Source organism: Oleiphilus sp. HI0125 (assembly GCF_001635355.1).
Genome location: NZ_LWGF01000478.1, coordinates 1 through 1408, shown reverse-complemented (window position 1 = coordinate 1408; position 1408 = coordinate 1). Strand labels below are relative to the sequence as shown.

Genomic DNA, 1408 nt, shown 5'->3' with positions numbered 1-1408 from the left:
TTTAAAAAAGCTCTAGCATCTGAGATAGAGCGTTTGCCGGAACGCGAAAATTTAGTGCTTTCTCTTTACTATGAAGAAGAGATGAATCTAAAAGAAATAGGCTTAATTCTTGATGTGAGTGAGTCTCGTGTTAGTCAAATTCACTCACAGGCAGCTATCCGTTTAAAGGCACGAATGTATGAGTGGATTGATTCGTAATTTACGACTATCCATAACTAATCAAAGTTCTTGATTTTCCAATAAAAAAAACTGGCTAGACTCATTTCTCTGTCTAGACTTCATATTAGGGTTTGAAACGCTATCAAAGGTTTCGACAGGAATGGAGGTCGACTTGAATAAAGATATGAAAATCCTTGTTGTTGATGATTTTTCGACAATGAGGCGCATTATTAAAAACCTACTTCGCGATTTAGGGTTCACAAATACCGATGAGGCTGATGACGGCAATACTGCATTGCCGATGCTGAAAACCGGTAAGTATGACTTCCTCGTGACGGATTGGAACATGCCAGGAATGACTGGTATTGACTTGCTTAAGACCGTTCGTGCAGATGATGACTTAAAGTCTTTACCTGTGTTGATGGTTACCGCTGAAGCAAAACGAGATCAGATCGTTGCAGCGGCACAAGCAGGTGTAAATGGGTATGTGGTTAAGCCATTTACAGCAGCCGTCTTGAAAGAAAAAATCGAGAAAATCTTCGAACGAATTGATGCCTAGTACTGTTATGAACGAACTAACTCCGTCACAAGCAGCGCAAAGCATTGAAGGTGTAGAAGGCTTTGAACAACTGCTTAAAGAACAAACAAGTCAGCTAAAAGATCTCGTTGATCAGGGCGACTTGTCTTCCGCGCTTAGTCTCATCTCTGAGATTAATCAAACTCGTGATAAAACACTTTATGTCGAAGTAGGTCGATTGACTCGCAGTCTCTATGAATCAATTCGCGACTTTCAGATTGATTGCGGTGATGCACAAAGCCGAGAAGCTTTATCGAAAATTGATGATGCATCTGACCGACTAGCCTTCGTCGTTGATATGACGAATAGCGCTGCCAACAAAACCTTAGACCTTGTTGAAGAAACAATGCCTTATGCATCGCATATGAAAGATGAGGCTGATCAACTTAAGCAAGAGTGGCAAAAGTTGCGCCGTAAGGAAATGAGCCCTAGTGAATTTAGAGACCTAACGGGGCGCATGGATACCTTCTTGACTCAACTTGGTAATGACTCAGATAAGGTATATAAAAATTTATCATCTATATTGCTTGCACAGGATTTTCAGGACTTAACGGGTCAAGTTATCAATCGTGTAACAAATTTAGTTAAAGATGTTGAAGAAAATCTCGTTAACCTTGTAAGGATGGCCGGAAAGGTCGATCAAATTACAGGTACTGTGCACGACCTTGAGTC

3 protein-coding genes are annotated in these 1408 nt (G+C 40.7%); all 3 read left to right on the top strand.

Going from position 1 to position 1408, the window contains the following annotated elements:
- A partial coding sequence (locus A3762_RS06190) for a sigma-70 family RNA polymerase sigma factor (RefSeq protein WP_156493291.1) occupies window positions 1-198 on the top strand: 198 nt, incomplete at its 5' end.
- Between the two features lie 133 nt (window positions 199-331).
- A complete protein-coding gene (gene cheY / locus A3762_RS06185) occupies window positions 332-718 on the top strand; it encodes a chemotaxis response regulator CheY (protein WP_068480161.1) in 387 nt (128 codons plus the stop codon).
- A gap of 7 nt (window positions 719-725) precedes the next feature.
- The coding region (locus A3762_RS06180; protein ID WP_156493290.1) for a protein phosphatase CheZ at window positions 726-1408 on the top strand (683 nt) is incomplete at its 3' end.